Origin of the sequence: Aquaspirillum serpens DSM 68 (assembly GCF_000420525.1) — a bacterium.
In the GTDB taxonomy this organism is placed as follows: domain Bacteria; phylum Pseudomonadota; class Gammaproteobacteria; order Burkholderiales; family Aquaspirillaceae; genus Aquaspirillum; species Aquaspirillum serpens.
Window position 1 is genome coordinate 1 of sequence record NZ_ATVC01000085.1, and the last position, 8,019, is coordinate 8,019.

The 8,019-nt window shown below is 49.9% G+C and carries 7 protein-coding genes; 6 read left to right on the forward strand and 1 reads right to left on the reverse strand.

What is annotated here, in order from left to right; translation table 11 throughout:
- Window positions 1-362, forward strand: a 362-nt coding sequence (locus tag G465_RS14680) for an RNA-guided endonuclease InsQ/TnpB family protein (RefSeq protein ID WP_040399747.1), incomplete at its 5' end; no start/stop codon positions are given.
- Between the two features lie 191 nt (window positions 363-553).
- Here G465_RS14680 and G465_RS0112085 read toward each other — a convergent pair.
- Window positions 554-2,335 carry a methyl-accepting chemotaxis protein gene (locus G465_RS0112085; protein WP_245556795.1) on the reverse strand — a complete coding sequence of 594 codons (1,782 nt, stop codon included), beginning with the start codon at window positions 2,333-2,335 and terminating at the stop codon, window positions 554-556.
- Window positions 2,336-2,821: 486 nt separating this feature from the next.
- Between G465_RS0112085 and G465_RS14685 the strand changes: the two genes are divergently transcribed.
- From G465_RS14685 to rsxC, 5 genes are all read left to right on the forward strand, one after another.
- A complete protein-coding gene (locus G465_RS14685; RefSeq protein ID WP_022654708.1) occupies window positions 2,822-4,090 on the forward strand; it encodes an MgtC/SapB family protein in 1,269 nt (422 codons plus the stop codon).
- A gap of 149 nt (window positions 4,091-4,239) precedes the next feature.
- On the forward strand, window positions 4,240-5,043 hold the full coding sequence (gene folE2 / locus G465_RS0112095) for a GTP cyclohydrolase FolE2 (RefSeq protein WP_022654709.1): 804 nt from the start codon (window positions 4,240-4,242) through the stop codon (window positions 5,041-5,043).
- Between the two features lie 157 nt (window positions 5,044-5,200).
- The gene (gene rsxA / locus G465_RS0112100) at window positions 5,201-5,782 is read left to right on the forward strand and encodes an electron transport complex subunit RsxA (protein WP_022654711.1); all 582 of its coding nucleotides are present in this window, start codon (window positions 5,201-5,203) and stop codon (window positions 5,780-5,782) included.
- Complete coding sequence (gene rsxB / locus G465_RS0112105) at window positions 5,779-6,366, forward strand: electron transport complex subunit RsxB (RefSeq protein ID WP_022654712.1); 588 nt, start codon at window positions 5,779-5,781, stop codon at window positions 6,364-6,366. The genes rsxA and rsxB overlap by 4 nt, the downstream gene beginning before the upstream one ends.
- Window positions 6,366-8,019 (forward strand): electron transport complex subunit RsxC (gene rsxC / locus G465_RS0112110; RefSeq protein ID WP_022654713.1); only part of this gene is annotated, 1,654 nt, incomplete at its 3' end. The genes rsxB and rsxC, both read left to right, overlap by 1 nt.

Here is an 8,019-nt window from a genome sequence, read left to right on the forward strand (position 1 = left end):
AAATCAGCAAAAACCACGCGATTGTGTGCCTCGAAGATTTGCAGGTAAAAAATATGTCCAAGTCAGCGGAAGGGAAAAATGTTCGGGCTAAATCTGGTCTGAATAAAGCTATCCTCGATCAAGGTTGGGGTGAGTTCCGGCGGCAGTTGGACTACAAACTGGCGTGGAACGGTGGTCATCTCATCGCCGTACCGCCACAAAACACCAGCCGCACTTGCCCAAGCTGCGGTCATATCTCGGCTGAAAACCGCCAAACACAAGCGCAGTTTCAATGTGTGCAATGCGGCTATGAAAACCACGCCGATGTCGTCGGTGCGATTAATGTTCTAAAACGCGGCCAAGCTATCTTAGCTGCCGCATAAACAACAAAAGGGCAGGACTTGCCCAGTGCGCCTGTGAAGTGAGCGGTGCAGCAAGACCGCCAGCAGCAGGAACCCACCGAAGCGACTTTGGCCTGTGTCTAGCCCAAAGCGCCGTAGGAATCCCCGCTCTTTAGGGCGGGGAGGATGTCAATTTTACAAATTTTTCTGTTGGGCTGTTTTCAGTTTCCTATTTAAAGACGGAAGCGCGAGACCAATCCCTTCAGTTCATCACCACGTTGGGTTAGGACGTGGATAGTTTCTAGGACTTGTTGCAGGCTGGCATCGGTTTGTTGTGCCATGACATTCACTTGATCAGCACTATTAGCCATTAAATTGGTTGCCACGCTTTGTTCTGCGGTTGATGAAGTGATTTCTTCCATGCGTGAGGAAATTTCCTCGGTATTGCTTTTAATTTGTTCCACTTTTGCCGCCGCATTGCGGGACAGCGAAACACCTGATGAAACCTTATCGCTCGTGGCTTGGGTATGGGTAATTGCCTCGCTGGTGCAGCGAATCACGGTATCAATCATGCCTGCAATCTGGATGGTGGCGCTGGCGGTTCGTTCGGCCAACTTACGCACCTCATCTGCCACCACAGCAAAACCACGACCTGAATCACCGGCGCGAGCCGCCTCAATTGCCGCATTCAGCGCCAATAAATTGGTTTGATCGGCGATATCGTGAATCACATTTACAATGCCTTTAATTTGTTCCGATTGACCAGACAAATCGCCCATCACCTGATGTAATGAGGACACTGCGTCGAGAATTGACTGCACTTCACGTTCAACCTCAGCCATCGCGTGATAGCTCTCCACCGAGTGATGATGGTTTTGCGAAACCAATTTCTCGGTTTCACCAACATGATCGGCGATGTGGTTGATGCTGACGGTGATTTCTTCGATGGTGGCGGCAGTGGCTGATAATTCACGCGACTGAATCCGTGAATCTTCGGCAATACGTTCAGCCACATGATTCAATTGCACGGCATCGCCGGCCAAGGCTTCGGATTCTTCTCGTACGGTGAGAAACATCTCGCGTAGCTTGGCGACAAATTGATTAAATGCTTCGGCAATCTGTCCCACTTCATCGGTTCGATGAACTGGTAACTGTTTAGTTAAATCACCATGCCCGCTCGCCACTTGTTGCATGGCACGATGCAGCGCACCTAAGCCTGACAACATTTTAGCAATACCCGCATAAGCAAGAATGGCAGCCAATACTAAGCCGAGCACAGCAAGACCAATCATCACCAACACCAATTGTTGTACCGGCGCCATGGCTGCCGCTTTGGGTACTACCACGCCGAGTATCCATGTCGTTTTCGGAATGGTGTAAAAGGCAGTCATGGCCTGCTCTCCATTGATGTCCAGCTCTTGAATCACACCAGCCTGATTGATAACACTCATATTGAAGCCAGGTACTACTTCGGTGATTTTTTTCAAAGTGGCTTCTTTGTTAGGGTGAGCAATCACCTCGCCACTGGCAGCCATTAAAAAGGCATAACCCTCACCGGGTAATTTGGCGGCGGTCACTTCTTCTACCACCCGTGCCAAGGTGACATCGCCCCCCGCCACAGCCACTAACTGACCATTCTCTTTACGTGATTGAGCGAAGGTGATGATGGGGCGTTGGGTGGCAGCATCGATATAGGGGGCGGTGGCGATAGGGTCGTTGGTTTCTTTTGCCGCAACATACCATGGCCGCCCAGTGGGGTCGTAACCGGGGGGAACAGGGACGGCTTGGCTAAATTGCGTCATGGTTTTATCGGGTTGACCAACATAGACATCATCAAAGCCCCCGGCTTGTTTGGCTTGATCTAAAATCGGTTTGAGTTCGCCTGTGCCAAAGCGCGGCAAAATCGAGCCGACAATTTTTTGCCGACTGTCTACCCATTCACTGACAAAACTGACCTTGCCCTCTGCAGCCATTTTGATTTGATTGTGAATTTCTTGTTCCACCGCATCGCTCATCTTCCAATAAGCCACAGCACAGAACAGAATGGATAAACAGGTTAGCATTAATAAAATAAACAGGTTAGCATTAATAAAACAAAAGCCATCAGTCGCGCGCGTAATGACATGATCGGTATCTTCCTTGGTGAGAGATGGCGGTAGTCGGGGCTATCGCCACCCTACATTATTTTGTGTGAGTATAAACAACCCCAGTTATCGACAGATTGTGCTTTTTTATTATTTTTACTTTTTATCTGCGGTAAATACTTAGTCGATATTACTTTATCACAAACTTAATTTTTTGCTACCAGTAATGACTAGAATCGTCAGCTTTGTTGCGATTGCACCACCGTGATGGTGGTTTTTCTATGTTCTACCGTGCGCCTTTGGCTGCTTTCTCCGCGCAGTAAACAGAGGCTTGTTGTACAGTGATGAATACGCATCAAGCAATTTTTGCTGTGGTTTTGTGATGCGATAAAAATAATTTTTCGAGGAGGCGGGACGATGCAAGACATGCTTAACTCATTCTTTGCTTTGGAAGGCACACAATTCCAAAGTTTGCCGTTGTTCTTAACCAGCTTAGGCATTGGCCTGTTATTGGGGATTGAACGGGAACGGGTGAGCAATACCCCCGCCGGCATCCGAACCTTTATGCTGACCAGCTTTTTTGCCACCGCGTTGGGCTTGGTGGGGCAGTTGTCGGGCTTGAACTGGCTGGGGGCGGCAGGTTTTTTTGTATTGGCGATGGTGGTCAATCGCGGATTGGGTGGTGCGGGTGGTGGGCACGTGACAACACAAATTGCGCTGTTGGTCACTTATGCGCTCGGTTTATTAGTGTGGTTTGAACTGACCGACTTGGCGGTGGCGTTGGCGATTATTGCGACCTTGGTGTTGTATCTGAAACCAGAGTTGGTGCATGTCAGCCAACGCTTATCACGGCCTGATTTGCTGTCTTTGCTGCAATTTGCCGCCGTTTCACTGATTATTTTGCCGATTTTACCGGATAGAGGCTTTGGCCCCTATCAAGCCCTTAATCCATATAACATCTGGTTAATGGTGGTGTTAATTGCCGGTGTAGGTTGGGCTGGTTATGTTGCTGTGATGATTATTGGCGAAAAAGCCGGCGCGGCGCTGTTGGGGTTCTTAGGCGGCTTGGTCTCCAGCACTGCGACCAGTATGACCTATGCCCGTGAAGTGAAAGCCAATCCAGCCAGCCTAGCGTTTTCTGCCACGGTGATTTTGCTGGCGAATTTGGTACTGTTCCTGCGTTTAATCGGGATTGCCGCCGTGTTGTCGCCGTCTTTGGTGATGACCTTATCGCCAGTGATGTTGGCTGGTTTTATCAGCGGCATTTTATATGTGTTGGTGTATCGCTTTCGGGCGGCCAAAGAGCCTGCTGGCACCGGTATGGAGCTACGCAACCCAACAGAAATGCGTACTGCCCTGATTTTCGGTGCAATTTACGCCGCAGTGATGTTCTTCTCGGCGTGGTTGTCTGATCTATTTGGTAATAGTGGGCTGTATTTAGTGGCGTTGGTGTCCGGTATCAGCGATTTGGATGCAATTGCCCTGTCATCACTCAATATGTTCAACGCGGGTAAGTTGGTGCCTGAACAAGTGGTGATGGTGGTGTGCTTGGCGATTATGGCGAACTCGGCGTTTAAGTTTGGCCTGATCGTGTCATTGGGTGGTAAAGAGTTGGCTAAAGTGTGCGCGCCGATGTTCCTGATTGCCGTAGGGGCAATGTTTATCACCGCGTTTGTTTGGGCATAGTCGATTCGCTTTCGCTACACAAAAACCTTGCCTGATAGCCAATATCAATAGACTATTTTGCCTGTCGCTATGATACCCGAGTGCTTTACTCGGGTATTGCCTGCGGCTATACTGTTACCACTCTTGATGCCAATAAGCAGACGAATTCAATGACTTCTATTTCTCCTTCTTCGACCGCCATTCCTGACGTCCAAAGCTCTCCTGATACGCGCAATCTTGCGATCAATAAAGTAGGGATTAAATCACTACGCCATCCAGTGAAAGTCGCCGACCGCAGTGGCGGGGTACAACATACTGTCGGTATGTTCAATATGTATGTGTTTTTGCCGCATCATTTCAAAGGCACCCATATGTCGCGTTTCGTGGAAATTTTGAATCAACACGAACGTGAAATCTCGGTCGAATCGTTTGAAACCATCGTCCGTGAAATGGTAGAACGATTAGAGGCCGAGTCGGGCTATCTTGAAATGACCTTCCCTTATTTCGTCAACAAAACGGCGCCAGTCTCGGGTGTGCAAAGTTTGCTCGACTATGAAGTGACTTTTGTTGGTGAAATTCGTGATGGCGAATATCGTTTCTCGATGAAAGTATTGGTACCTGTTACCAGCCTGTGCCCATGTTCTAAGAAAATCTCGGCCTATGGTGCCCACAATCAACGCTCACATATCACCATCACCGCCCGCACTGCCGGCCATGTGTGGATTGAAGAGATGATTGATATTGCCGAAAAACAAGCCTCGTGTGAGTTGTATGGTTTGTTAAAACGGCCAGATGAAAAATATGTCACCGAACGTGCTTACGACAATCCTAAATTTGTCGAAGACTTGGTGCGTGATGTGGCGGCGGCGGTACACGCTCATCCGCAAGTGGTGGCATATGTGGTGGAATCAGAAAACTTTGAATCCATCCACAATCATTCTGCTTATGCCTTAATTGAGCATAATTTTAATTGAGTTATGCCTAGCTTGACTGATTAGCCCTCCGGCGCTTGGTCTTGCCCTGCGCTTGAATCTTGCATTGCACAAGCGGATAATCCGCCACTGTCCGTCACGGTGGCGGATTTTTCATGTCTTAATCATGATGTCTTCACTTCTATAGACCCGCCTACTCATGGATATCAGTCACTATCTGCTGATTCTCGTCAGCACTGTTCTGGTGAACAATGTCGTCTTAGTTAGAATTCTTGGTCTGTGCCCATTTATGGGTGTGTCAAAGAAACTCGAAGCGGCCCTCGGCATGGGTGCTGCTACCACCTTTGTGTTGACCTTGGCCGCTGGGTCGAGCCATCTTATCAATCAATTATTGGTGGCTTTTGAGCTGGAATATTTACGCACACTGTCTTTTATTTTGGTGATTGCCGGTATTGTGCAATTTACCGAGATGGTGATTCATAAAACCAGCCCTGTGTTATATCAAGTGCTGGGCATCTATCTGCCGTTGATTACCACCAACTGTGCTGTATTGGGGGTGCCGCTGCTGAATGTGCAAGAACAACATACCTTTGCTGAGGCGTTGGTATTTGGTGCTGGCAGTGCCTTGGGTTTCTCTTTAATTTTGATTTTATTTGCTGCAATGCGGGAACGATTGGAAGGGGCCGATGTGCCGACGCCATTTAGAGGGGCGGCGATTGCCTTTGTCACTGCCGGTTTAATGAGTTTGGCCTTTATGGGGTTTGGAGGCTTGGTCAAATGACAGCCATCTTACTTGCCCTTGCTGTGATGGCGATTTTGGCGGTGCTGCTCGGCGGTATTTTGGGCTTTGCCTCGGTGCGGTTTAAGGTCGAAGGCGATCCACTGGTCGAAAAAATCGATGCAGTGTTACCACAAACCCAATGTGGTCAATGCGGCCATCCGGGGTGTCGCCCTTATGCCGAAGCTATCGCTCACGGTGAAGATGACATCAATAAATGTCCCCCTGGTGGCGAAGACGGTATTCGCAAACTTGCCGAATTGCTTGGGGTGGAATTTAAGCCTTTTGATGAAGGTGCTGCCCAGCCAAAACCGAAGTCGGTAGCGGTGATTGATGAAAACACCTGTATTGGCTGTACCTTGTGCATTCAAGCCTGTCCGGTGGATGCCATCGTCGGTTCAGCAAAACAAATGCACACCATTATTGCCAGTGAATGCACCGGCTGTGAACTCTGTTTGGCGCCGTGTCCTGTTGATTGCATTCATATTGTGCCGGTCGGTACCACCGTGAAAAATTGGAAGTGGCGTTACCCTGTGTTTGCCTTAAAGCTGGTTCGTCCCTCTGCCACGACAGAAAGCTCGTCCTGATGAAATTGTATGATTTTCATGGCGGTATCCATCCGCCCGAGTATAAACACCTGTCTAATCAAACCGCGATTCGCCAACTGCCCCTGCCGCCAACCTTGGTAGTGCCGCTAAGTCAGCATATCGGTAACCCTGCTAAGCCTATCGTGAATGTTGGCGAAAGGGTGTTAGCCGGTCAAACCTTAGCCAAAGCCGATGGTCATGTCTCGGCTGCGATCCATGCCCCCACTTCGGGTACCGTGGTTGATATTGCCATGCGGCCCTTCGCCCATCCTTCTGGCTTGCCCGATGTAGCCATCGTGATTACGCCCGATGGACAACACCAGTGGATTGAAAAACAACCGCTCGACTGGCAACACGCTGACACTGCCCAATTCAAACAACATTTACAAATGATGGGGGTGGTGGGTCTAGGTGGCGCAGTATTCCCAACTCACTTAAAAGTAGGCGATAAATTACAGCATTTGGTGATTAACGGCGCTGAATGTGAGCCATTTATTACCTGTGATGATTTATTGATGCGTGAACGCGCTGCCGATATCGTGGCGGGTGTCGATATTCTGCGGCAACGCTTACAGGCAGAAAACACCTTAATTGGGGTAGAAGACAATAAGCCAGAGGCGATTCGTGCTTTGCAACAAGCCTGCGCGGGTTTGCCGATTGAGGTGGTGGTTGTCCCCACGAAATACCCAAGTGGCGGCGCGAAACAATTGATTCGCCTGCTCACCGGTAAAGAAGTCCCACATGGGATGCGCTCAACCGATTTGGGCGTGCAGTGTTTTAATGTGGCGACGGTTTACACCATGTGGCGCGCAGTAGTGCTGGGTGAGCCGGTGATATCGCGTATTGTGACTTTAACCGGCGCAGTGAAACAGGCAGGGAATGTTGAGGCGTTAATTGGTACGCCGTTAGCGTGGTTGTTACAGCAAGCTGAACCCACTCGCAGTGGCCAGCAAGCGGTAGTGATGGGCGGCCCAATGATGGGCTTTGAGTTGCCGGATTTACAAGCTGGCTTAACCAAAGCCAGCAATTGTTTGATTGTGAAAGATCCGGTGCTTTTTCCCCCTCGGCCAGCAGCGTTGCCCTGTATTCGTTGCGGCGCGTGTGCTGAGGCCTGTCCAGCACAGCTGCAACCGATGGATTTATATTGGTTTGCTAAGGCGAAAAATCTTGGCGCAGCGCAGGAAAATGCCTTGTTTGACTGTATTGAATGTGGCGCTTGCAGCTATGTTTGTCCGAGCCAGATCCCGTTGGTCGATTATTACCGTTTTGCCAAGAGTGAAATTTGGGCGGCAGAGCGCGAGAAAAAAGCCGCTGATTTGGCGCGTACACGGCATGAATTCCGCCAATTCCGTTTAGAGCGTGATAAGGCAGAAAAAGCAGCGCGCTTAGCTGCGAAAACCGCAACGCCACCGCCTACAGCGGCACCGCAAGCGTTGGATGACAGTAAACGCGCAGCGATTGAAGCGGCGATGAAACGCGCCGCCGAGAAAAAAGCGCAAAACACCGATGCACCGGCGGAAGCCAAGCCGAAAATGGATGACGAGGCCAAAAAAGCGGCGATTCAGGCAGCAATGGAACGTGCCGCAGCGAGAAAAGCGGCAAAAGAAAGCGGCGAAGCAGCGCCGGCAGTCGAAACACCGGCGGCAAAACCGG